The organism is Enterobacter sp. MGH 24 (assembly GCF_000493015.1).
GTDB lineage: Bacteria > Pseudomonadota > Gammaproteobacteria > Enterobacterales > Enterobacteriaceae > Enterobacter.
Genome location: NZ_KI535657.1, coordinates 1,890,773 through 1,913,304, shown reverse-complemented (window position 1 = coordinate 1,913,304; position 22,532 = coordinate 1,890,773). Strand labels below are relative to the sequence as shown.

The window sequence follows — 22,532 nt, the reverse complement described above, 5'->3', positions numbered from 1 at the left end:
CGCCCTATCATTTATGGTGGGAGTGGTTGAATAGCCAGGCTGTTCGCAACATACTGTCATGATGAACATTAATCCCCCTTCCTTACAGGATTCATATGTCATCCATTAACATTGACGTTGCCCGCCCAACTGGGATTTATTTTATTATTGAACGGCTTTATTCCCGCGATGGTCTTATGCCTTCTATTGGGGAAATCAGCCCCTCTTTAACACAAGTGCACCGTACTGTCATTCAGCTAAAACGCAAGCAAGATATGTTTATGGATGGCGTTAAGGTTTCCCCTAAAGATATTACCCTTTGGCAACAGATAAAATATATTACGGGTTCAAAAGTAACGACCAAAGATACAGATGCGTTAGTGTATACGACCGATTTTATTGGCTCTCTTGTTGCCACAACGCCTTTAGGTAATATTGAGCATGAAAATATTCCTCGGTTCCTCACGACAGAGTCTATCCACTCCCTGCCACAGGCGGTGAGCTATGGGCGGGATCCCATCCCACAAGTTCTTCTTTATGGTCGTAAGGATATTGTCTTCTTTATGGACAATGGTGGTAAAGGTACGCCAACCGCTATTGCAAAATATAACCACAATACTCGTGACCTTGCCATAATCAAAGATCAGCTAGAAGCCAGTAAAACGATGAAGGAACTGCTATCTAAGGGAGCAAAATTATGAGTAAGAAAAGCCATATTGTGAGCCTATTCATCCTTATTGTTGCCTCCTTTATCTTTGGCAGAAGTACGTATATTGAATATCTGTCATGGTACTATGGAAGCGATAATTTAATATTCAGCGAAATAAATAGTTCTTTACTATCTAGTTTATTTAACGGACTTTACTTCGCTCTATCAGCAAGTATTATTTATGCATTACTCACTCTATTAAAAAGAATACCAGGAAATATTGTCATTTCTTGTCTGCTTCAGTTCTGTATTAACATCGGGCTATATACGCTTTTTGTTGCAGTAGATAGAGGATATAGTAAATTACATACTTTAAGCTCGGGTGCTACTGATATCACCCACAGCTTTTTTTTAGGGGCGTTGCTGACGAGCACGCTCCTGACCGTCGCGATCGTGAGCGTTATACATGCTAAGTTTCTTTCTTCAAAGCATAAAGATGGGCTACATAAAGGCGTTTGACTGTTACGGCAAAGACAGCAAATGGCAGTATCTCTGCATCATGACATTCCAGCTTGCCTGGTTTTTGTTTTACTTATGGATCCCTTATCGAAGCGATTATGCGATTCTGCTGTTTTTACTGTTTTTCCTGCCCGTCATTTCAAGCAATACGCGGTGCATAAACTACTATGGCCGTTCACGCGCCCTGTGTTTGTTATGGCTTATTGCCCCGTACATCATGCTGTTCGTTCCTCTGTTTTTAACCCGGCGCCGGGATACAGAAGAGAGTTGAAGGAACAAAAAAAACAACGCCACCTCACGGTGGCGTTGTTTTTTTCAGTACTGGTCTCTGTCTAACCAGTTACCGCTTACAATCCGCGTTAACCCTTCGACCGGACGCTGGTAGACATACATCCACGCACTTCCGTACGGCGTCTGGATCAACTGGCGTGCGTATTCACCGCCCCTGGTGCGCAAGGCATCAAGTTCGGCAAGCGTCGCGTTATCAATACGATAGACTTCACCCTGTACTGTTCCTTCGCCCGGAACCGCGCCTGGATAGTGGCCCAGGCTGTACAACTGGTAGTTCTCGATATTGTAATTCCCCAGCAGCAGGGCATTGGTCATCCAGTGACTGTTGCCTTGCTTGGTTCGTAAACTGCCGTAGACAAATATTCGCATTGCTAAAACTCAAACTGATAGAGCAGATCAAGTGCCTGGTCTACGCCGGACACTGCTTCCAGATATAGCTTAGGCATCAGGCGATAGCGTAACGTGAGTGTTGCCAGTGAGTCAAAGATCCCCACACCATATTTTACCTGCAGACCCGGCAGCACATACCCACTGACCACCACCTGCGAGGAGTCACCCACGCCCTCGGTGTCCAGCGCCAGATTGCTTACGCCGAACGTCTCGCCGATTTTACCCACAACCTGCCCACTTTGTGCAACCCCCAGACCCACTAACATCGAGGTCATCGCCGCGCTGTCGCTTTGTCCGCTGTCCAGACCTTGTCCACGCAGCAGATAAGAGAGAGCTTCCTGCTGCGACATCGCCGGGTCAGAGAAGATCTCCGCCTTCGGTTCGTCAGCAGAACCGGTGACGCGAACGCCAGCAATGACGTCGTTTTCCGTCGCTTCCGGGTTACGAATCGCTTCGATGTTCAACAGGGGCTGATCCGGTGGACCGGAGAACAGCAGCTCGCCTTTGCGGACAATCAGATCCTGACCATAGGCATGGAAACGCCCTTCAGGGATATTGATCTGCCCGTTCAGGCCAAGCCCTTGTTTATCCTGCGCCACTTTCAGGTCGCCCGTGAGCCTCGCCTTCAGCCCAAACGCATCCAACCGCACGTTATTCCCCACGTGCACGATAAGGTTACTATTAATCGGTATGCCAGCGCTCTTCTGTTCGACAGGTTTCAGATTTTCATTGAGCATAACTTCATCACTTGAGACGCCGACCGCACTTTCCGGCACGTCGTGAACCACGATGCGCGCCCAGGGTACGTCGACGCGTCCGTCAAGCGTGAAGAGGCTTGGCGTGGCTTCAAAGACCACATCAGGCGAGACGTCGAGGCGCACCATTGGCGGTACGGTGATGCGTACCCGGCTCCCCTTCGCCGCGATGCGGGCGCGCCAGTTATCGATCTGGCTCCAGTCCGCGTCGCCGCTCAGGTTGATTTGCCCCTGCTGGGTGAGCACCGAGCCGCTCAGCGTCGAGCTCATACCGTTGAAGTTCATCGCTATCTGGCTGGGCTGCATATCGAACGGCATGAAGTTACCGTCGATATCCACGCCGCTGAGGCGCAGCTGGCCGAACAGCTGCGGGCTTTGCGCGTTGCCGGCCAGGCGCAGGTTGGCATTCACCATGCCCTCTGCTTTTTCCCCGCGCGCGAAAATCGGGTTCACCATCGCCAGATTGAAGTTACGAATGTTGACGTTGCCGCCCAGATTACGGCGTCCCTGCGGATCGGTAATCTGGACCTGCCCGTCCATCTGACCGTTGTTGGTCAGGCGGATTGTCCACCCCAGCTGTGCGCGATTGTTATGCAGATCGGCACTCAGGTTCAGGGTGTCGAATGCCACCGGAAGCGGCGCGTCGTTGACCTCCTGCGTCACCTTCACATTACGCCCGGACAGCGTGACGCTGCCCTGCGGCAGCCCCTCTTTGGTGGTATCCCATGCCACATCGGCTTTCCCGCTGAAGACGCCGCTGGCCTGAGTCGTGTCCGGCATAAACGGCTTCAGCATCGCCAGATCGAAACGATTAAGGTTGATCTGCGCCCGCCCTTCCGCGCCCGCATCAATGGTCTGCGGCACGCACAACTCCGCATTCGGGTTGGTCCAGCAGTGTGGCCCAATGCTGATCTTCTGCTCGGCGTTGCGGTAGTCCAGCGCGATGGAGCGCGACAGCGCCAGCGGCCCGACCGGCGTATTAAAACGCGTGTTATCCAGCGTCCCTTTCCAGCGTTCTTCCTTGCGGTCGAAGCTGCCGGTCAGGTGAAGCTGGCCGGAGACCGGCTCGCCCTGCACGCGCAGCTGGAGATCGTGCTGCTTCTCGTTCCCTTTGGCGTCCAGGGTGACCAGGTTAATGTTCACGTCCGGCTGAGAAATACGCTCTACGCGCAGGTTCAGGTTACCGCCGATCTGATCGGTGGATTTCACATCCCCTTCCACGCGGACGCGGGCAACGCTCAGCTCCTGCCAGCGCAGGTTATTGGCGGTAATGTCCGCCAGCAGCTGCGGCGCATCCACGGTGCCGCGCACTTTCACGAGACCTTTCGCCGTCCCCCCCAGACCCGGAAGGGCGTTATCCAGATTCGGCGCGTCGATGGTGGCGTCCAGATTAAGATCTTTCACCCCCAGCTCGCCTTTGATATCCGCCGTGTTGCGGCCCAGCGCCACGTGCAGACCCGGAATGACCCACTGCAGGTAGCTGTTGCCTTTCACCGAGCCTTCAACGTTAACCTTGTTCTGCTTCACGTTCCCGGTGAGCTTAATTTCCGGCACGTCCATCTGCCACGTACCGCCGTACAGGCTGCCGCGCGTTTTGATCAGGCCGTCCAGTTTTGACGGCCAGTCCGGCACCTCTTTAGCGGTGTTAATGCCCGTCAGCTTCAGCTCGCCGCGCCAGCTGATCGCCTGCTGCCAGTCGAGCAGCGCGGTCAGCTCGGTTTTGCCTTCCAGCGCCGCGACGGTCAGCTTGTCGAGGTTAACCTGCTGTTCGTTGCCCTTCGCATCCAGCGTGATGTTTGCGGGCGGCACGCCCTGCCCCTTCACCGCGGTGCGGAACGAGAGCGTGTAGTCGGTCATCTTGCCGCTCAGCTTCAGCTTCAGGTCATCGGCCTGGAACTGCTTTTCGCCGGTGAACGGCCAGTAAAGCTGCTTGCTGACAACCTCAAGATTGAGCGGCAGCCCGGCTTCCGCCAGCTGCGTTTGCGCGCGCAGGACCAGGTCAACCGGGCCAGAGAGATTGACCCCGACGTCCAGCTTATCGCGCAGCGCCCCGCCCACCTTGACCTTCACCTTCTCGCCTTTCAGCGGATCGATGTTGAGCGCGCTGTTGAGGGTGATATCGACCGGCCAGTTGTCGCGCAGCAGCGCATTCCCCGACGCATTCACCGAGCCCTGGTTGGTGTCGATATCCAGCGCGTCGAGCTTCATGTTGCCGTCAATGCTGCTGACTTTCAGCAGCATATTGTAGACCGTCAGATCGGTATCGCCGGTCAGGCGCAGCTGCTCACCTTTGAACTCCTCAATATTGAGGTTCAGCGGCAGGTGAACGTCGGTCATTTCCGGCAGGACAGGCTTCGAGAAGAGATCTTTCAGCGTTTCGCCCAGCGGCTTTTCTTCTGGCTGCGGGTTCTGGATCTTCGGCTCGACGATCTCTTCCTGCGCCACGTCGGCCACTTTCGGCAGCGCGATCAGCAAGCCCTGCAGGGACGTCGGCGTCAGGGTGAGGTTTTTCTCCTGCCAGCGCAGGCCGGAGGTGAAATCCATCACGGACACGGTGGTGTCGTCGATTTTGATGTTGACGTTATCGAGCGCGACCCGATAGAGCGCGATCGGGTACGGCGTGGAGAGATTCAGCGGGCCGCTGTCCTCTTCCTCGACCGGCGCAGACTTCGGCATTTTTTTCGAATCTATCGCCACGTTGACGTCTTTAAGCGACAGATCGTTGACGCAGAGCTTGCTGTCACGCAGGCAGCCCAGCTTCACCGCGAGATGGAACTCCCCGGCGTTCACCGCCACGCCCGGCTGCTCGTAGCGGATGTTTTTCAGACGCAGATCGCGCCAGCCGCCCGTTACCTGACCAATCTCCAGCCCCGGCACCCAGCGGTTCGCGGCGTTAAACAGCAGATGCAGCCCGGTCGTCGTTCCCACCAGAAACGCCACCGTACCGAGCAGCAGCACGATAAAAATCAGCACCCCGAGGCTTATTTTCTTCCATAAACTCATAATTCAGGCCCCAGACCGATGTAAAACTGTAATCCGTGTTCATCTTTGTCGCCGACAGGTACGGCGAAGTCGAGCTTGATGGGCCCGACGGGTGACTGCCAGCGTACGCCCACGCCCGCGCCGGTTTTAAAGTCGCTGCGGCGGATATCGTTCACCGCTTCACCGCCGTCAACAAACATGGCGCCCCACCATTTTCCGCTGACGTTGTACTGATACTCCAGCGACCCCGTCGCCAGTTTTGACGCGCCGGTTAGCTGGCCCTTTTCGTTCTCAGGCGAGATCGATTTGTACTTATACCCACGAATGCTGCGGTCGCCACCGGCGAAGAAGCGCAGATCCGGCGGCACGCGCTCGAAGTCTCCCGTTTCAATCCAGCCGAGATTGCCGCGCATCACAAAGCGATGTTTGTCATACAGCGTGCGGATCCAGACGTTTTGCGCCTGCAGGACGGAGAAGTCCACGTCGGAGCCCCAGGCGGAGTTGGAATAGTCGATGGAGTAGCGCTGCGAGTCGCCCCAGGTCGGCATCAGGCCCCCACGCGAGCGGGTGCGGCTGATCATCACGCCCGGATAAAGCAGCATGGTGGTATTGGTGACGTTGGCCTGGGTAAAGTGGTCCAGGCTCCAGCGCAGGTTAATGGCGCGCTGCCAGCCGCTGGAGAGATCCCAGAAGCGGGAGACCGCAAGCGTCGTAGAGTCCTGCTTGGTGTCGTTCAAATCGGTGCGCTTAAAGCCGCCCTGCAGAAGGTAATATTGCTCAAGCGGATTTTTCAGCAGCGGCATTTTGTAGCTGAAATCCAGCTGCTGTTCGGGCGCCGAGAGGCTCAGGCTGGTGGTCAGGCTGTGACCGTACGAGTTCATCCACGGTTTTTTCCACGAGGTTTTCACGCGTGGTCCTACATCCGTCGAGTAGCCAACACCGGTCTCAATGGTGTTCTCGGTGCGCGGCGAGACAACGCCATGCAGCGGCAACACCTTGGTTTTGCGAGACTTATCAAATTCCGGGGCGACAACCACGGAGTTAAACCAGCCGGTGGCTGAAAGGCGACGGTTCAGTTCCGCCAGGTCCCTCGACTGGTAGTAATCCCCTTTTTTGAACGGCACGAGGTTTTGCAGGTACTCTTCGCGAATTTGCGAACCTTCAAACGTCACATCGCCAAAGCGGTAGCGTTCCCCGCTGTCGTAGTCGATATCCCAGAAGGCCTGACGTCGCGCCAGCGCAATGCCCAGCTGGCTTTTATTAAACTGGCTGTCGAAGTAGCCCTTACGCAGAGAAACGCTCGTCAGCTCTTTTTTGAAATGGTCGTAGTCGCCGTGGTTAAGCACGGTACCGACTTTCGGCCGCGTGCTGAGCAGGTCCAGGTAATCCCGGTCGGTACGCGCTCCGCCGCGCAGGATGACGTTTGTGCCGCCAATCAGTACCGGCTCACCCGGCGAAACGCGGGCAATAAGCACCTGGCGCCCCTTCTTTGGCGGCGGACGGAGATCGAAATCAATGGTGGGTTCGTAATAACCCAGCGCCTTTAGGCCCTCACGGATGGCGTCATCGACGCGCGCGCGAAAACGCCGGTCCAGCGTCACCTCATCACTCTGGATGGTCGACAGCTGCGCACGCACGTTTTTTTCCAGCGCCCCGGATAACCCCTCAACCTGCAAACGGACATTCGCCGCGCTGGCAATCCCGCTTGTCAGCAACACACTGACCAAACATAACTGGCGGATTTTTGTCACGTTTTCTCCTGAATATCCCTGTTTCCACCCTGGAAGCAAATGAAGTGCCGCTCCGCGGCAAAATACGGCCTGTTGGCCAAAAACCCGAATCGCGGGTTGAAAATGGGTGCAACACCCAAATATTTCTTATGATTAAATCTAGACTCATTCAGCGCATTTATTGTGTTCAATTAAACGCGTCGTGACAACCTTAACTGAAACATCGCACCCCGGGAGGCCCCATCGTGAGTTTATTCGACAAAAAGCATCTGGTTTCACAAACAGATGCATTACCGGGACGCAACACCCCTATGCCTGTGGCGACCTTACACGCCGTCAATAACCATTCCATGACCAACGTGCCGGAGGGAATGGAAATCGCCCTGTTCGCCATGGGCTGCTTCTGGGGCGTTGAGCGCCTCTTCTGGCAGCTGCCCGGCGTTTACAGCACGGCAGCTGGCTACACGGGCGGTTACACGCCGAATCCGACCTATCGCGAAGTCTGCTCCGGCGAAACCGGGCATGCGGAAGCGGTACGCGTAGTCTATGACCCTGCGGTGATTAGCTACGAGCAGCTCCTGCAGGTCTTCTGGGAAAATCATGACCCGGCGCAGGGCATGCGTCAGGGCAACGATCACGGCACCCAGTACCGCTCGGCTATTTATCCGCTCACGCCTGAGCAGGATGCCGCCGCGCGCGCCAGCCTTGAGCGTTTCCAGCAGGCCATGCGTGAAGCGGGCGATACGCGCGAGGTGACCACGGAAATCGCGACGGCGAAACCGTTCTACTACGCCGAGGACGATCACCAGCAGTATCTGCATAAAAACCCGTACGGCTACTGCGGTATCGGGGGCATCGGCGTCTGCCTGCCGCCACAGCTGGCCTGATTACCGATCCAGCGCCACGCGCGCCGCGTGGCGCGTGGCGTTACTGACCGAACCGTAATCCATCACTTTGCCCTGCAACAGCAGATTAAAGACCGGCGCCTGCGGTCGGTTAAGCCGCGTTTGCAGCAGATGTACGGCCTCAATCCCCAGCTCGCGGCAGGGCACCGTGACGCCGGTGACCGGTTTTTCCAGACGGTGCGCTAAATTCCAGGCAAAATCGGTCGTAATCAGCGAAATGTCTTCCGGAATGCGCAGCCCGTGGCGCGTTAGCACCCTAACCACCCCTTCCACCATGCGGGTACTGTTCGGGAAAATGACCTCCGGCCACTGGGATCGGTCATGACTCAACAGCCACGCATCCAGCGCCTGCTCGGCCTCTTCAGCGGTAAACCACTCCGTCACGAGCAAATCGCGCTGCGGGTCAAAAGCCACGTGAAAATGGCGGTACGCCTCTTTGATACCGTCCAGACGCGCATACAGCGTATCCCGCCGCAGGCAGGTGAGCGTGAGCACACGGCGATGCCCCTGCTCAAACAGATACTGCATGGCAGTGAAACCAATCGCCCGGTGATCGGGCGACACGGCATCCAGCACCCGATCCCGATCGACGGAATTAATCAACACGCAGGGCTTATTCAGCGTGCTCGCCAGTTTAAATATGGTGGAATCATCAGTTCCAATAATAATTATCGCGTTGATATTCTTATGACTGGCCTTTTCCATAAATAATTTCACATCGGCGTGCTGTTCTTCTAACCCACAGCAGCTGACCCACACGTTGTGCGGCGCGCAGGCTTCCGCGATCCCTTTCGTCACTTCCAGATAAAAAATATCCCCGCGTCCCTGAAAGGTTCTTTCCGGCGCAAAAACAGCGATACCGTTAATTAATAGTCTTCCGCTCGCCATTGACTCCAGCACCCCTAATTCTCGCGCGGTGCGAACTATCGCTTCCCGGGCTTTATCGCTGGTATACGACTTGCCGCTTAATACCCGCGAAACCGTGCTGACGGAATAGCCCGTTAGGGCCGCAATTTCCTCCATTTTCAACTTGCCCGGCATAGTGTGACCTCGCTCTCATTCAGTTTTTGCAAATATTTGCAGAAACAGTTCGTTGATTTTAAAACCAAATTTCAGAAAGCCTGGAGATTACTTAATCACCTTGCGAGTATTCTCACAAAAACACATTGTCGCTGCGGCTCCCCTTTCCTATTTTCCGGTCATCACTCATTTCAACTGAAATTAAGGTGTGACATGGAGAAGGTACGTTTTGGCATTATTGGAATAGGGAATATCGGTACGGTCCATGCGCGTTATTTACTGGCGGGTACGGTCAGCGACGCCTGCCTGACAGCGGTTTGCGATAATGCACTGGAAAAACATCCGGCCATTCGCCAGCTGGTCGGCACCCTCCCCCTTTTCAGCGACGCGCAGGAGATGCTCCAGAGCGGGCTTATCGACGCGGTGATTGTCGCTACGCCGCACTACGAGCATCCGCGCCTGTCGATGCTGGCGATGCGCAGCGGCATCCATACCCTGTGTGAAAAACCGGCGGGCGTGTATACGGCGCAGGTGCAGGAGATGAACGCCTGCGCCCAGACGTGCGACGTGGTGTTCGGCATCATGTACAACCAGCGCCCGAATCCGCTCTACCAGAAGGTGAAAGATCTGATCGACAGCGGCGAACTGGGTGAGATCCGCCGCTCCAACTGGATCATCACCAACTGGTATCGCTCGCAGAGCTACTACAACTCCGGCGGCTGGCGCGCCACCTGGAAAGGAGAAGGCGGCGGCGTATTGCTCAACCAGGACCCGCACCAGCTCGATCTCTGGCAATGGCTGGTCGGCATGCCGGTCCGCCTGCGCGCGTTCTGCCAGTTCGGTAAGCATCGTGAAATCGAAGTGGAAGACGAGGTCACCGCCTACGCCGAATATGCCAACGGCGCGACGGGCGTGTTTATCACCACCGTGGCGGAAACGCCGGGCACCAACCGGCTGGAAATCGTCGGCGATCGCGGCAAGGTGGTCGTCGAAGAGGGCAAGCTGCGCTACTGGCGGCTGCGTGAATCTGAAACCGCCTTCAACGCCCGCTGGCAAAACGGTTTTGGTGAACCCGAATGCTGGGAAGTCACGCTTCCCGTCGCCCCGGAGTGCAGCGAACACCACGTCATTACCGCCAACTTCTGTGCCGCCATCCTGCGCGGCGAGCCGCTCATTGCGCCGGGTCTGGAAGGGATCCTCGGGTTGACGCTCTCCAACGCCATGCACCTCTCCACCTGGACGGACGACTGGGTCGACCTCCCGCTCAACGAAAAACAGTATCTGCGCCTGCTTCAACAGCGCATCAGCACCTCAGTGGCTAAAGAGACAGCCAGCGTCACGCTGGATGCCTCCGGCACCTGGTAACTCCGGAGAAGAATCGATGTTAAATGTCGCTATTGTGGGAACAGGAAATATCTCGCATAACCATATTCAGGGCTATTTGCAGTTTGGCCAGCGCTGCCGGATCGTCGCGCTGGTGGATATCTACCCGGAAAAAGCCCACGAGAAAAAAACGCGCTACGGCCTGACGGAAGCACGCGTGTATGACAGCCACCAGCAGATGCTGGCCTCAGAGCCGGATATCGACATCGTCGACGTCTGCACGCCGCCCTACGTCCACGCAGAGATCGGCATTGATGCCCTGAACGCGGGGTGCCACGTGCTGTGCGAAAAACCGATGGCCGCCTCGCTGGAGGAGTGCGACGCGATGATCGCCGCGCAGCGAGCCAGCGGCAAAACGCTCGCCATCATTGCCCAAAACCGCTTTACCGATGCCTTCTGGCGTCTGAAAGCCGCGCTCGATTCCGGCCTTGCGGGAAAAGTCTGCCACGCGCAGGTGGATTCGTTCTGGTGGCGCGGACACTGCTACTACGACCTGTGGTGGCGCGGCACCTGGGAAAAAGAGGGAGGCGGCTGCACCCTTAACCACGCGGTGCACCACATCGACGCCATCCAGTGGATGCTTGGCTTCCCGTCCGAGGTGGTGGCGATGATGACCAACGTGGCGCACGACAACGCTGAAGTCGAAGACCTCAGCGCCGCGATCTTCAAATACCCCAGCGGCGCGCTCACGCAGTTGACCGCCTCGGTCGTGCACCACGGCGAAGACCAGAAAATTATCATTCAGGGTGATAAAGCGCGCATCTCCGCCCCGTGGCAGGCCTTTGCCAGCGTCAGCGCCGATAACGGCTTCCCGCAGGAGGATCGGGATCTGCAGCGAGAAGCGCAGCTTAACGCCGTTTTTCAGGAGACGCCGAAGCTCGAGTGGACGCTGCATACCGGGCAAATTAACGACCTGCTTTATGCCATTGAGCACGGCACCGCGCCGTTAGTGGATGGCCTGCAGGGCAAACGCTCCCTGGAGCTGATTACTGCGATCTACAAATCCGCCATTACCCGCAGCGTGGTCTCGCTGCCGATTCAGCGCGATGACCCGTTTTACCGTACCGGCGGGACGAACGCCCTCGCCCCCCGTTTTTATGAAAAATCCGCAAGCGTCGCCAACTTCAGCGAAGTCGGTGCGATTCCTCTTGGCAAAGATCTGGATGAAGGAGTGACACCATGAACAAGAATGACGGAATGAACTATGCCCCGGTGGGCAAACCGCAGCCGGTTGTCCGCGAAGGTGAATTCGTCTTCGCCGCCGCCGCGCTCGACCACGGCCATATCTACGGGATGAGTAACGGCCTGATAGAAGCCGGGGCCACCCTGAAATGGGTGTACGACCCCGATCCGGCCAAAGTGGATAAATTTATCCAGCAGTACCCGCAGGCAAAAGTGGCGGAGTCGCTGGAAGTGATACTCAACGACGACGAGGTGCGTCTGGTTGCGGGTGCGGCCATCCCCTCCGAGCGCTGCGCGCTGGGGCTGAAAGCCATGGCCGCGGGCAAGGACTACTTCACGGATAAAGCGCCGCTCACCACTCTTGAACAGCTGGCGGATGCCAAAGCGATGGTCGAGAAAACCGGACGGAAATACGCCGTGTACTACAGCGAACGTCTGCACGTCGAAAGCGCGGTTTTTGCCGGACAGCTGGTACAGCAGGGGGCGATCGGTCGCGTGGTGCAAACCCTGGGCACCGGCCCGCACCGGGAAGGAACGGGCCGCCCGGACTGGTTCTACGATCGTCGCTACTTCGGCGGCATTCTGTGCGATATCGGCAGCCACCAGATCGAGCAATTTCTCTTTTACACGGGCAACAGTAACGCCACCGTGGTCGCCAGCCAGGCACGCAATTTCAACCATCCGCAGCATCCGGCATTTGAAGATTTCGGCGACGCAACAATCAGAGGCGAAAACGGCGCCAGCGGCTATTTCCGCTGCGACTGGTTCACCCCGGACGGACTCTCAACCTGGGGCGATGGCCGTCTGACGCTGCTCGGGACCGAAGGCTATATCGAAATCCGCAAATATGTCGATCTCACCCGCGGCGAGCAGGACGTGGTTTATCTCGTCAATAAAAAGGGGGAATTCCGCTATCCGGTCGCCGGAGAGGTCGGGTTCCCGTTCTTTGGCGAACTGATCCTCGACTGTCTGCATCGTACCGAAAACGCCATGACGCAGGCACACGCTTTCAAAGCGGCGGAGCTCTGCGTGAAGGCTCAGATGCTGGCGAACGCGACGGAATAACGGGAGGCGATAATGACGATCCTGAACACGGCGGTTATCGGTGCCGGTGCAATTCACGGCTGCCACGTGAACGCGCTGCGCCAGATGCCCAACGTCGCACTGCGCGCGCTGGTAGACATCGACAGCGTCAAAGGACAGAAGCTGGCGATGGGCTATCAGTGTCGCTTTTATCAGGATTACCGGGAAATGCTGCTGGATGGGGACATCGACGTGGTCAATATCTGCACCCCGCATTTCGAGCATAAAACCATGATCCTGGCGGCGCTCGCCGCCGGGAAGCATGTTTTCTGCGAAAAACCGGTGGGGATGAACGGCAGCGAGCTCGTTGAAATCACCCGCGCCGCGGAGCAGGCGCCGGGGCTGCTCGGCGTGTGCTACCAGAACCGGCTCAACCCCACCAGCCTGGGCATTCTCCAGGCGCTGGACGATGGTGAACTGGGGAAAATGCTCAGCATCAAAGCGGTGCTGACGTGGTCACGCTCGGGCACGTACTACACCGAAAGCCCGTGGCGCGGGCGGCTGGCAACGGAAGGCGGCAGCCTGCTGATCAACCAGGCCATCCATACCCTCGACCTGATGCAGTGGTTCGCCGGCGGCGTGACGCGGGTGAAAGGCGTGGTGGACCGCGGCGAGCTGGCGGACGTGACCGAGGGAGAAGACAGCGCGATGGCGACGCTGCATTTTGCCAACGGCGCGCGCGGCCTGTTATATGCCAGCAACTGCAATACCACGGACTCCCCCCTCTGGCTTGAAATCCACTGCGAACGGGGCTCTCTGCTGCTCAGTGACAACGTGCTCTGGCGCATCACTCCCGGCGAGCGCCGGAGGCTGGCCAGCGATAACTCCCCTGACGGCTCGGTCAAAAGCTACTGGGGGCTGGGGCATGAGCAGGCGATCCGCCGTTTTTATCATGCCATTTCTCATCCCGGAAACGCGAATTACACCGACATCCGCGAAGCCGGAAAATCACTCACCCTTGTGGAGGCTATTTATCGCTCATCTCAGTTAAGACAATGGATAGAACTCAATAAGTAGAACGTAATGTGTCGTCCAGATTTGAATAAAAATACGACCTGAAAAACAGGTTAATCATTACCCTACACTGGATATTATTATGGTCAAACCTACTGAACGTAGAGTGGGTTACGGCGTGGCGCTTGGCTACGGCGTAACCGATCTGTTTGGCGGAGGTGCGTTCACCATCATTGGCACCTGGCTGCTCTTTTTTTACACCACCTATTGCGGGCTCTCGGTTATTGAAGCGGGGTCCATATTCGCCATTGCCCGCGTGATTGATGCGTTATTAAGCCCGATTATGGGCTATATCACCGATAATTTCGGCGATACCTGGCTCGGACGTAAATTTGGCCGTCGCCGCTTCTTTTTACTACTCAGTTCGCCGCTCATGTTTTTGTATGCCCTGCTGTGGCTGACGGACATGGGCTACTGGTATTACCTGGGGACCTATCTCTCTATTGAGCTGCTGTCGGCAATGGTGCTGGTGCCCTGGGAGACGCTGGCGGCGGAGATGACAAACCGCTATGAAGAGCGTAGTCGCCTCTCCGGCGTGCGCATGATCTGCTCTCAGTTGGGCGGTTTTCTTGCGGTTTCCGTTCCCGGCGTGATTATGCAGTTCACGGGGAAAGATAATCCCTTTACCTATACTCTCACCGGACTGATTTTTTCCTGCGTGTTCTGCATCGCGGTATTTATTACCTGGTACACCACCTGGGAAGCAAAGGATGTGCATCAAGAGTCCGATTTTAAAGTGGACAACCAGCGCAGCAGCGGGATACTCAATCACCTGAAATACCTGGTACTGGATCTCTTTTCGTCATTCCGCATTCGCGCGTTTCGCCTGCATATTATTATTTATATCTTTTCGTTCACGGCGATGGACGTATTCGGCTCGGTCTTTACCTATTATGTCGTGTATTGCCTGAGCCAGGATGCCTCAGCGGTTTCCGGCTGGCTCAGTATTGCCGCCTTTGCCTCAGTACCCGGTACCTATGGATTTATGCTGCTGTTGAACCGTCTGAACATGACGCCGTCTGCCGCCCTGCGACTCGCGTACGGCTGCATCCTTCTGGTACTGGCGTTCCTGTTTACGGTCTACCTGACCAAAACGCAGGTGCCGACGCTGCTGTTCTCGGCGGTCTTTGTTCTGTTGGGTGCCGCCCGCGCCGGTCTCTATTATATTCCGTGGAATATTTACAGCTTCATTCCGGATATTGACGAGATGGTGACCCAGCAGCGCCGCGAAGGCATTTTTGCCGGTGTGATGGTCCTGACCCGTAAGAGCACCGTGGCGATTGCCATCATGATCATTGGCCTGGTGCTGCAGGAGTCCGGCTTCGTGAAGGGCAGCGGTGCACAGCCTGAAAGCGCGCTGGGGGCGATTATCGGCCTGATGATCTTCGCGACGGCAGCCCTGCTGGCGGTCAGCTTCTTTACCACCTACAGGTTCAAGCTCACCCGCGAGACGCACAAGCTGCTCCTGAAGGAGATTGCGCGCCGCAAGCTGGGCGGCGATTACCGCGACTGCGACGCCAGGACCCGCGTGGTGATAAAGCAGTTAACGGGTTATGAGTATGACCAGGTGTGGGGAGGAAGCGCCTCACGACGCGCGGAGGGGAACGCCCGTTTATCCGCCGCGAAATAGCGCCCTGTACCGGACAGCGCCACGCTGTCCGGTCTGTTTTATGCCAAAAATGTGACCTCTGGCAGATTTACATCTCTTTACGCTATACTACCCGCTGAAATAATCGGCTCAACGCTACGAGCTGACGTTCAATGTGTTTTCACACAAATGGTATCAACTTCCCTTCCGAGGATCTGGCGAGAAGCCGGATAAACTATGTTAAACAGTATTTTAGTAATACTTTGTCTGATTGCCGTCAGTGCATTTTTCTCGATATCTGAGATCTCGCTGGCCGCATCCCGTAAAATCAAACTGAAGCTGCTTGCCGATGAAGGCAACATCAATGCTACCCGCATCCTGAAAATGCAGGAAAACCCCGGCATGTTCTTCACCGTGGTGCAGATTGGCCTTAACGCGGTCGCCATTCTCGGCGGTATCGTGGGTGATGCGGCGTTTTCCCCGGCGTTTTATAGCCTGTTCGTTAAGTACATGTCCGTTGAACTGGCCGAACAGCTGAGCTTTATCCTCTCCTTCTCGCTGGTAACCGGCCTGTTCATCCTCTTTGCAGACCTGACCCCGAAACGCATCGGTATGATTGCGCCAGAAGCTGTGGCTTTGCGTATCATCAACCCGATGCGCTTCTGTCTGTACGTGTTTCGTCCGCTGGTGTGGTTCTTCAACGGCCTGGCAAACGTCATTTTCCGCATCTTTAAGCTGCCGATGGTGCGTAAAGACGACATCACGTCTGACGACATTTATGCGGTCGTGGAAGCCGGCGCGCTGGCCGGGGTGCTGCGCAAGCAGGAACACGAGCTGATTGAGAACGTATTCGAACTGGAATCCCGTACCGTGCCGTCTTCCATGACGGGCCGTGAAAGCATTATCTGGTTCGATTTACATGAAGATGAGCAGAGTCTGAAGAACAAGGTGGCGCAGCATCCGCACTCCAAGTTCCTGGTCTGTAATGAAGATATCGACCACATCATCGGTTACGTCGACTCCAAAGATCTGCTGAACCGCGTGCTGGCAAACCAGAGCCTGGCGCTCAACAGCGGCGTGCAGATCCGCAATACCCTGATTGTGCCGGACACCCTGACGCTCTCCGAAGCGCTGGAAAGTTTCAAAACCGCCGGAGAAGACTTCGCGGTGATCATGAACGAATACGCGCTGGTGGTGGGTATTATCACCCTGAATGACGTGATGACCACGCTGATGGGCGACCTGGTTGGCCAGGGGCTGGAAGAGCAGATTGTTCAGCGCGACGATAACTCATGGCTGATTGATGGCGGCACACCGATTGAAGACGTGATGCGGGTGCTGGATATCGACGAGTTCCCGCAGTCCGGCAACTACGAGACCATCGGCGGCTTTATGATGTTTATGCTGCGTAAAATCCCGAAACGTACCGACTCGGTGAAGTTCTCTGGCTACAAGTTTGAGGTGGTGGATATTGATAACTACCGCATCGACCAGCTGCTGGTGACGCGCATCGACAACAAGCCGACCGTACTGGTGCCGAAGCTGCCGGATGCGGAAGAGAAAGTGTCGGCGTAACCTTCCTGCCCCCACAAACATCAACGGCTCCCATTGGGAGCCGTCTTTTTATCTACTACTACTGCATAGCACGTTGGTTAAGCCATCTCAGTCTGCAGACGCATAACCTGACGGTTGACCTCGGACATCACAGACAGGTGCTGTTTGTCCTTCACTTTTGGGACAAGGATCTTGCCCTTATCAAACTCAAAAGCGCCAACATCCTTGATGTACAACCGTCCACGGAACAGGATCTTCACGTACTTCGCCACCTGAAGCGGGTTGTAGCGTTGGAAAATTTTCATTCTTGTATCTCCTGCGAATCATACGCTCTTGCGGTGCCACAATCGGCCCGACTGTCCTGAGCGCAAATTTTGATGCCCAATGACTATAGACCAGAACTACGGTGTTACCCAGTGTGCATAAGTTTATTTACCGTTTGATTACAATTATTCAGAATAATCTTTGCAAAGCGTGACTGAGAGCAGTATAAGCCGTCGTTTTTTCATGGATATGTGCGTTCACCCGCAAACTGGCATCGGGATTGCGGGAAAACCCCATTGATCGCACTTATGATTAAAAGCGCAAGACCAAGTGGTCGGATCACCTGCAAACAATAAGGAAACGCCATGACCCTACGTAATATCCTTGCAGCAGCCTGCCTGCTGCTGCCCCTGTGGGCTTCCGCTCACAGCATTGAAAAAGGACAACGTGTACCGCCAGTCGGCATTGCTGACCGGGGAGAATTGATTCTCGACAATGATAAGTTTAGCTACAAACCCTGGAATAGCGCGCAGCTCGCGGGCAAAGTGAGAGTTGTACAACATATTGCTGGTCGTACATCCGCAAAAGAGAAAAATGCCAACCTGGTGGAAGCGATCAAGGCCGCAAAATTCCCTCACGACCGCTACCAGACCACCACGATCGTGAATACCGACGATGCCATCCCGGGCTCCGGAATGTTTGTGCGCTCCAGCCTTGAGAGCAACAAAAAGCTCTATCCGTGGTCGCAGTTTATCGTCGACAGCAACGGCGTAACCCGAAAGGCCTGGCAGCTGGAGGAAGAGAGCTCCGCGATTATCGTGCTGGATAAAGAGGGCCGCGTACAGTGGGCGAAAGACGGCGCGTTAACCCAGGAAGAGGTGCAGCAGGTTGTCGACCTGCTGCATAAGCTGCTGGCTCAGTAAATAGAGACGCGGAAGCCGGGGTTGAGGAAGGATTCGCGCGGGGTATAGTCCAGCGGCTTGCCCTGCCAGTCATGAACGTGCGCCCCGGCGGCTGCGGCAACGGCATGACCTGCCGCGGTATCCCAGACGTTGGTTGGCCCAAAGCGAGGGTAGAGCTGCGCGTGGCCTTCCGCCACCAGGCAGAATTTCAGCGATGAGCCAATCGAGGTGGTCTGGTGTTCACCCAGCTGCTGCAGATACTCCTGCAGCTCGCTGTCGCCGTGCGAGCGGCTAATCACCACCAGCGGTGGACGCGCATCGCGCACCTGGATCTGCTTGCGCACGCCGCACTCTTCCTTCCACGCCTTCCCTTCTGCGGCGCTGTACATCACCTTCATTACCGGCGCGTAGACCACGCCCAGCACCGCTTTGCCCTTCTCGATCAGGGCGATATTGACGGTGAATTCTCCGTTGCGCTTGATGAACTCTTTCGTCCCGTCCAGCGGATCGACCAGCCAGTAGCGCTGCCAGTGCTGGCGTTCGTCCCAGCTTTGTGGCGCTTCTTCTGACAGAACGGGGATGTCCGGCGTTAAGGCCTGTAACCCTTTCAGGATAACCTTATGCGCCGCAATATCCGCCGCCGTGACCGGAGAGTCGTCGGCTTTGCTGACCACCTCCATAGGTTTGCTACCGTCATACACCTGCATGATGGCATCTCCCGCATCCCGTGCGAGCTGACAAATTTTATCTAGCATTTTCCACCTCTTTGTTAACGCAGTGAGGTTAACTCTTTGTTTTAGTTATATCGTAATGTGAACAATTCCGCTATCTGTGAAGCAATTCCGGTTTCAGGTGACTTTTTTCTGTCAGGATTCACATTTCTGTAAGCAACACGCTATAGATACATACTCTTTTGTGCTCTGCATCGAAAAAAGGACTCCTCTGATGATTAAGTTTAGTGCAACGCTTCTGGCGACGCTGATTGCAGCGAGCGTGCAGGCGGCGACGGTAGATCTGCGTATTCTGGAAACGACCGATCTGCACAGCAACATGATGGACTTCGATTACTACAAAGATACCCCGACGGAAAAATTCGGACTGGTGCGCACGGCAAGTTTGATCGATGCGGCGCGTGGCGAAGTGAAAAACAGCGTGCTGGTCGACAATGGCGATCTCATTCAGGGTAGTCCGCTCGGGGATTACATGGCGACCAGGGGCCTGAAAAAAGGCGAGATCCATCCAGTGTATAAAGCGATGAACACCCTGGACTATACCGTCGGCAACCTCGGCAACCACGAATTCAACTACGGTCTGACATACCTGCATGATGCGCTGGCCGGTGCGAAATTCCCGTATGTTAACGCCAATATCATCGACGTTAAGACCAAAAAGCCGCTCTTTACCCCTTATTTGATCAAAGAGACAAACGTCGTCGACAAGGATGGTAAAAAACAGACGCTGAAAATCGGCTACATCGGTTTTGTCCCGCCGCAGATCATGACGTGGGATAAAGCCAACCTCGACGGAAAAGTAACCGTTAACGACATCACCGAAACCGCACGCAAATACGTGCCGGAAATGCGGGAAAAAGGTGCCGATCTGGTGGTCGTTGTCGCCCACTCGGGTCTCTCCGCCGATCCGTACCAGGCCATGGCAGAAAACTCTGTTTACTATCTGAGTGAAGTCCCGGGCGTCGACGCGATCCTGTTCGGCCACGCCCACGCGGTCTTCCCGGGCAAAGATTTCGCCAGCATCAAAGGCGCAGACATTGAGAAAGGGACGCTCAACGGCGTGCCGTCGGTGATGCCGGGCATGTGGGGCGACCACCTTGGGGTGGTGGATCTGGTGCTGAATAACGACAGCGGCAGCTGGAAGGTGACGCAGTCAAAAGCCGAAGCGCGCCCGATTTACGACGCTGCGGCTAAAAAATCGCTGGCGGCTGAAGATAAAAAACTGGTCGACGTGCTGAAGCACGATCACGACGCCACGCGCGAATTCGTCAGCAAGCCGATCGGCAAATCCGCCGACAACATGTATAGCTTCCTGGCGCTGGTGCAGGATGACCCGACCGTTCAGGTCGTCAACATGGCGCAGAAAGCCTATGCCGAACACTTTGTGCAGGGCGATCCGGATTTGGCAAAACTGCCGGTCCTGTCAGCCGCTGCTCCATTCAAGGTGGGCGGGCGTAAGAATGACCCGGCAAGCTATGTTGAAGTCGAAAAGGGCCAGTTGACCTTCCGTAACGCCGCCGATCTCTATCTCTACCCGAACACGCTGGTGGTGGTAAAAGCGACGGGCCAGGAAGTGAAAGAGTGGCTGGAGTGCTCTGCCGGACAGTTTAACCAGATTGACCCGCACAGCAGCAAGCCGCAGTCGCTGATTAACTGGGACGGCTTCCGGACCTATAACTTCGACGTGATCGACGGCGTGAACTACCAGATTGACGTCACCCAGCCGGCGAAATATGACGGCGAGTGTCAGGCGATTAACCCGCAGGCGGAGCGCATCAAAAACCTGACCTTCAACGGCAAGGCGATCGACCCGAATGCCACCTTCCTGGTGGTGACCAATAACTACCGCGCCTACGGCGGCAAGTTTGCCGGGACGGGAGATAGCCACATCGCCTTTGCCTCGCCGGACGAGAACCGCTCGGTGCTGGCGGCGTGGATCGGCGCGGAGTCGAAGAAGGCGGGTGAAATTCATCCGGCAGTGGATAACAACTGGCGTCTCGCGCCGATCCACAGCGATACGAAGCTGGATATCCGCTTCGAAACGTCGCCGTCCGATAAGGCTGCCTCGTTCATTAAGGACAAGGCGCAGTATCCGATGAAACAGGTCGCGACGGATGATATTGGGTTCGCTATTTATCAGGTGGATTTGAGCAGGTAGCGGTGATTGTGCCGGGTGGCGCTTCGCTTACCCGGCCTACGGGATGGAAGATTACGGGTAGGCCGGGTAAGGCGAAGCCGCCACCCGGCTTTTACGCCGCACGGTCGTCCCGATTCGCCATCACCTTCGGTGTATTCACCTCAATCCAGTCCGCCAGCGCGGCGACCTTCTCGCTCACCTCAACGCCCAGCGGCGTCAGGCTATACTCTACGTGCGGCGGCACCACCGGATACGACACGCGATCGACAAACCCGTCCAGTTCCAGCGCCTGGAGCGACTGGGACAGCATCTTTTCGCTCACCCCGCCCATTTTACGGCGCAGATCGCTAAAGCGATGCGTTCCCTGGCGCAGGGCCAGCAGAATCAGGACACCCCAGCGGCTGGTCACGTGTTTGAGCACCTCTCGTGAAGGGCACTGCTCCGCGAAAAGATTGCCATCGCGCATTTGTTCGCTGAGCGTTGGTATCGTTGTTTTCATACTTACCTTTTTGTACGTACTTACTAAAAGTTAGCTATGGTGCTAGTGTGCCACAACACCAGACAAACACGAAGGAGATTCATCATGATCGCGATTACCGGCGCTACCGGCCAGCTTGGCCATCTCGTTATCGAACAGCTGTTGAAAACCGTACCGGCCAGCCAGATTGTGGCCATCGTACGTAACCCGGCGAAAGCGCAGGCCTTAAGCCAGCAGGGAATTGTGGTTCGTCAGGCGGACTACACGGATGAAGCCGCATTCACCGCCGCGCTGAGCGGCGTGGATAAGCTACTGCTGATCTCTTCCAGCGAAGTCGGCCAGCGCGCGACCCAGCACCAGAACGTGATTAACGCCGCCAAAACGGCAGGGGTGAAATTTATCGCCTACACCAGCCTGCTGCATGCGGACAAATCACCGCTGGGTCTGCACGTTGAACACGTTGCCACTGAAAAAGCGCTGGCGGCGTCCGGCATTCCGTATGCCCTGCTGCGCAATGGCTGGTATACCGAAAACTACCTGGCGAGCGCGCCACCTGCCCTGGAACACGGCGTATTTATTGGTGCGGCAGGCGAAGGCAAAATTGCCGCTGCTCCCCGTGCAGACTATGCCGCGGCGGCAGCCAAAGCGATCGCAGAAGAAGGCCATGCGGGCAAGGTCTACGAACTGGCGGGCGACCACGGCTGGACGCTGAGCGAACTGGCGGCTGAACTCAGCAAACAGAGCGGGAAGCCTGTCACCTACCAGAATCTCAGCGAAGCGGATTTTGCCGCCGCGCTGAAAAGCGTCGGCCTGCCTGCCGGGCTGGCAGATATGCTGGCGGACTCCGATGTGGGCGCGTCCAAAGGGGGACTCTTTGACGATAGCCATACGCTGAGCAAACTGATCGGGCGCGCAACGACGCCGCTTGCGCAGAGCATTAAAGCCATTCTGTAACGGTGTCACCGTTCTTTCCTGCGGCCGGGTGATTTCCCTTAC

The 22,532-nt window shown here is 56.2% G+C and carries 20 protein-coding genes; 13 read left to right on the top strand and 7 right to left on the bottom strand.

Features of this window, described 5'->3' with window-relative positions:
- Positions 1–95 precede the first annotated feature (95 nt).
- The 3 genes from L370_RS12770 to L370_RS12780 are packed head-to-tail and all read left to right on the top strand — an operon-like array spanning position 96 to position 1,483.
- The gene (locus L370_RS12770) at positions 96–680 is read left to right on the top strand and encodes a hypothetical protein (protein WP_023334293.1); all 585 of its coding nucleotides are present in this window, start codon (positions 96–98) and stop codon (positions 678–680) included.
- Positions 677–1,147, top strand: coding sequence for a hypothetical protein (locus L370_RS12775; RefSeq protein WP_023334292.1), 471 nt, complete (start codon positions 677–679; stop codon positions 1,145–1,147). The genes L370_RS12770 and L370_RS12775 overlap by 4 nt, the downstream gene beginning before the upstream one ends.
- Positions 1,148–1,168: 21 nt before the next feature.
- Positions 1,169–1,483, top strand: a complete 315-nt coding sequence (locus tag L370_RS12780; RefSeq protein WP_155858029.1) for a hypothetical protein — start codon at positions 1,169–1,171, stop codon at positions 1,481–1,483.
- Here the strand turns inward: L370_RS12780 and L370_RS12785 are convergent.
- Genes L370_RS12785 through tamA form a run of 3 tightly spaced genes read right to left on the bottom strand, consistent with a single transcriptional unit; the run spans position 1,463 to position 7,316 of the window.
- Positions 1,463–1,807, bottom strand: a complete 345-nt coding sequence (locus L370_RS12785; RefSeq protein ID WP_014830431.1) for a gamma-glutamylcyclotransferase family protein — start codon at positions 1,805–1,807, stop codon at positions 1,463–1,465. The two genes, L370_RS12780 and L370_RS12785, sit on opposite strands and share 21 nt — an antisense overlap.
- Positions 1,808–1,809: 2 nt before the next feature.
- A complete protein-coding gene (gene tamB / locus L370_RS12790; protein ID WP_023334290.1) occupies positions 1,810–5,586 on the bottom strand; it encodes an autotransporter assembly complex protein TamB in 3,777 nt (1,258 codons plus the stop codon).
- On the bottom strand, positions 5,583–7,316 hold the full coding sequence (gene tamA / locus L370_RS12795; protein ID WP_023334289.1) for an autotransporter assembly complex protein TamA: 1,734 nt from the start codon (positions 7,314–7,316) through the stop codon (positions 5,583–5,585). The genes tamB and tamA overlap by 4 nt, the downstream gene beginning before the upstream one ends.
- Positions 7,317–7,540: 224 nt before the next feature.
- Here tamA and msrA point away from each other — a divergent pair, with 224 nt between their 5' ends.
- The gene (gene msrA, locus L370_RS12800; RefSeq protein WP_023334288.1) at positions 7,541–8,182 is read left to right on the top strand and encodes a peptide-methionine (S)-S-oxide reductase MsrA; all 642 of its coding nucleotides are present in this window, start codon (positions 7,541–7,543) and stop codon (positions 8,180–8,182) included.
- Here msrA and L370_RS12805 read toward each other — a convergent pair whose 3' ends face one another.
- Entirely contained in the window at positions 8,183–9,241 is a 1,059-nt protein-coding gene (locus tag L370_RS12805) for a LacI family DNA-binding transcriptional regulator (protein WP_023334287.1), read from the bottom strand.
- Between the two features lie 192 nt (positions 9,242–9,433).
- Between L370_RS12805 and L370_RS12810 the strand changes: the two genes are divergently transcribed.
- The 6 genes from L370_RS12810 to L370_RS12835 all read left to right on the top strand — a co-directional run bounded on the left by L370_RS12810 (position 9,434) and on the right by L370_RS12835 (position 17,045).
- A complete protein-coding gene (locus tag L370_RS12810) occupies positions 9,434–10,585 on the top strand; it encodes a Gfo/Idh/MocA family protein (RefSeq protein ID WP_023334286.1) in 1,152 nt (383 codons plus the stop codon).
- Between the two features lie 16 nt (positions 10,586–10,601).
- Positions 10,602–11,786, top strand: coding sequence for a Gfo/Idh/MocA family protein (locus L370_RS12815; RefSeq protein ID WP_023334285.1), 1,185 nt, complete (start codon positions 10,602–10,604; stop codon positions 11,784–11,786).
- The gene (locus L370_RS12820) at positions 11,783–12,850 is read left to right on the top strand and encodes a Gfo/Idh/MocA family protein (protein WP_023334284.1); all 1,068 of its coding nucleotides are present in this window, start codon (positions 11,783–11,785) and stop codon (positions 12,848–12,850) included. Before L370_RS12815 ends, L370_RS12820 begins: the two co-directional genes overlap by 4 nt.
- 12 nt (positions 12,851–12,862) lie before the next feature.
- A complete protein-coding gene (locus tag L370_RS12825; RefSeq protein WP_023334283.1) occupies positions 12,863–13,885 on the top strand; it encodes a Gfo/Idh/MocA family protein in 1,023 nt (340 codons plus the stop codon).
- Between the two features lie 79 nt (positions 13,886–13,964).
- Positions 13,965–15,512 (top strand): MFS transporter, encoded by a 1,548-nt coding sequence (locus L370_RS12830; RefSeq protein WP_023334282.1) that lies wholly within the window; start codon positions 13,965–13,967, stop codon positions 15,510–15,512.
- A 195-nt stretch (positions 15,513–15,707) separates the two neighbouring features.
- Positions 15,708–17,045 carry a polyamine export protein PaeA gene (locus L370_RS12835; RefSeq protein ID WP_023310162.1) on the top strand — a complete coding sequence of 446 codons (1,338 nt, stop codon included), beginning with the start codon at positions 15,708–15,710 and terminating at the stop codon, positions 17,043–17,045.
- Positions 17,046–17,122: 77 nt separating this feature from the next.
- Here L370_RS12835 and L370_RS12840 read toward each other — a convergent pair whose 3' ends face one another.
- Complete coding sequence (locus L370_RS12840; protein WP_008501430.1) at positions 17,123–17,329, bottom strand: DUF1107 domain-containing protein; 207 nt, start codon at positions 17,327–17,329, stop codon at positions 17,123–17,125.
- Between the two features lie 324 nt (positions 17,330–17,653).
- Here L370_RS12840 and L370_RS12845 point away from each other — a divergent pair, with 324 nt between their 5' ends.
- The gene (locus L370_RS12845; RefSeq protein WP_023334281.1) at positions 17,654–18,211 is read left to right on the top strand and encodes a YtfJ family protein; all 558 of its coding nucleotides are present in this window, start codon (positions 17,654–17,656) and stop codon (positions 18,209–18,211) included.
- Here L370_RS12845 and cysQ read toward each other — a convergent pair.
- Positions 18,205–18,945, bottom strand: a complete 741-nt coding sequence (gene cysQ / locus L370_RS12850) for a 3'(2'),5'-bisphosphate nucleotidase CysQ (protein ID WP_023334280.1) — start codon at positions 18,943–18,945, stop codon at positions 18,205–18,207. The genes L370_RS12845 and cysQ overlap by 7 nt on opposite strands.
- Positions 18,946–19,135: 190 nt before the next feature.
- Here cysQ and L370_RS12855 point away from each other — a divergent pair, with 190 nt between their 5' ends.
- The gene (locus tag L370_RS12855; RefSeq protein ID WP_023334279.1) at positions 19,136–21,079 is read left to right on the top strand and encodes a bifunctional 2',3'-cyclic-nucleotide 2'-phosphodiesterase/3'-nucleotidase; all 1,944 of its coding nucleotides are present in this window, start codon (positions 19,136–19,138) and stop codon (positions 21,077–21,079) included.
- 91 nt (positions 21,080–21,170) lie between these two features.
- Here L370_RS12855 and L370_RS12860 read toward each other — a convergent pair whose 3' ends face one another.
- Complete coding sequence (locus tag L370_RS12860; RefSeq protein ID WP_023334278.1) at positions 21,171–21,557, bottom strand: winged helix-turn-helix transcriptional regulator; 387 nt, start codon at positions 21,555–21,557, stop codon at positions 21,171–21,173.
- Between the two features lie 84 nt (positions 21,558–21,641).
- Between L370_RS12860 and L370_RS12865 the strand changes: the two genes are divergently transcribed.
- On the top strand, positions 21,642–22,490 hold the full coding sequence (locus tag L370_RS12865) for an SDR family oxidoreductase (RefSeq protein WP_023334277.1): 849 nt from the start codon (positions 21,642–21,644) through the stop codon (positions 22,488–22,490).
- The last annotated feature ends 42 nt before the right edge of the window (positions 22,491–22,532 follow it).

Excerpts from the sequence above, each read along its gene's own strand:
- L370_RS12770 (WP_023334293.1), top strand. The coding sequence starts at position 96 with ATGTCATCCATTAACATTGACGTTGCCCGCCCAACTGGGATTTATTTT.
- L370_RS12775 (WP_023334292.1), top strand. The coding sequence starts at position 677 with ATGAGTAAGAAAAGCCATATTGTGAGCCTATTCATCCTTATTGTTGCC.
- L370_RS12780 (WP_155858029.1), top strand. The coding sequence starts at position 1,169 with ATGGCAGTATCTCTGCATCATGACATTCCAGCTTGCCTGGTTTTTGTT.
- L370_RS12785 (WP_014830431.1), bottom strand. The coding sequence starts at position 1,807 with ATGCGAATATTTGTCTACGGCAGTTTACGAACCAAGCAAGGCAACAGT.
- tamB (WP_023334290.1), bottom strand. The coding sequence starts at position 5,586 with ATGAGTTTATGGAAGAAAATAAGCCTCGGGGTGCTGATTTTTATCGTG.
- L370_RS12805 (WP_023334287.1), bottom strand. The coding sequence starts at position 9,241 with ATGCCGGGCAAGTTGAAAATGGAGGAAATTGCGGCCCTAACGGGCTAT.
- L370_RS12810 (WP_023334286.1), top strand. The coding sequence starts at position 9,434 with ATGGAGAAGGTACGTTTTGGCATTATTGGAATAGGGAATATCGGTACG.
- L370_RS12815 (WP_023334285.1), top strand. The coding sequence starts at position 10,602 with ATGTTAAATGTCGCTATTGTGGGAACAGGAAATATCTCGCATAACCAT.
- L370_RS12820 (WP_023334284.1), top strand. The coding sequence starts at position 11,783 with ATGAACAAGAATGACGGAATGAACTATGCCCCGGTGGGCAAACCGCAG.
- L370_RS12825 (WP_023334283.1), top strand. The coding sequence starts at position 12,863 with ATGACGATCCTGAACACGGCGGTTATCGGTGCCGGTGCAATTCACGGC.
- L370_RS12830 (WP_023334282.1), top strand. The coding sequence starts at position 13,965 with ATGGTCAAACCTACTGAACGTAGAGTGGGTTACGGCGTGGCGCTTGGC.
- L370_RS12835 (WP_023310162.1), top strand. The coding sequence starts at position 15,708 with ATGTTAAACAGTATTTTAGTAATACTTTGTCTGATTGCCGTCAGTGCA.
- L370_RS12840 (WP_008501430.1), bottom strand. The coding sequence starts at position 17,329 with ATGAAAATTTTCCAACGCTACAACCCGCTTCAGGTGGCGAAGTACGTG.
- L370_RS12845 (WP_023334281.1), top strand. The coding sequence starts at position 17,654 with ATGACCCTACGTAATATCCTTGCAGCAGCCTGCCTGCTGCTGCCCCTG.
- cysQ (WP_023334280.1), bottom strand. The coding sequence starts at position 18,945 with ATGCTAGATAAAATTTGTCAGCTCGCACGGGATGCGGGAGATGCCATC.
- L370_RS12855 (WP_023334279.1), top strand. The coding sequence starts at position 19,136 with ATGATTAAGTTTAGTGCAACGCTTCTGGCGACGCTGATTGCAGCGAGC.
- L370_RS12860 (WP_023334278.1), bottom strand. The coding sequence starts at position 21,557 with ATGAAAACAACGATACCAACGCTCAGCGAACAAATGCGCGATGGCAAT.
- L370_RS12865 (WP_023334277.1), top strand. The coding sequence starts at position 21,642 with ATGATCGCGATTACCGGCGCTACCGGCCAGCTTGGCCATCTCGTTATC.